Here is a 239-nt window from a genome sequence, read left to right as displayed (position 1 = left end):
GCGCCAGCACCGGGCGCAGTTGATCGAGGGCCCGCAGCGCCGGTAAATCCCTTGGTGAGGGCACGTCTCGCAAAGCTTGCGGCGCCACCCGCCGTTGCACTGCCGCAATGGGCAACTGGGCGGCAAAACGCTGCTCACGCAAACGCCCACGCACACCGACCGCCACGTGGCCCGGCTCGGCGATGGCGCGCCGCACCACCACCGGATGCCCGGCACGGATCGCATCCCGCGCCCAGGCC

Annotated in this window: 1 pseudogene; it reads right to left on the bottom strand. The window is 72.0% G+C overall.

Going from position 1 to position 239, the window contains the following annotated elements:
- Positions 1–239 (bottom strand): annotated as a pseudogene (locus AAEZ05_RS30045) (malonate decarboxylase holo-ACP synthase); the annotation flags it as partial.

The sequence above is a fragment of the Pseudomonas sp. HY13-MNA-CIBAN-0226 genome (assembly GCF_040310305.1).
GTDB lineage: Bacteria > Pseudomonadota > Gammaproteobacteria > Pseudomonadales > Pseudomonadaceae > Aquipseudomonas > Aquipseudomonas gregormendelii.
Note: the sequence above shows the minus strand (reverse complement) of the source record. Positions and strands in the feature narration are given on the sequence as shown.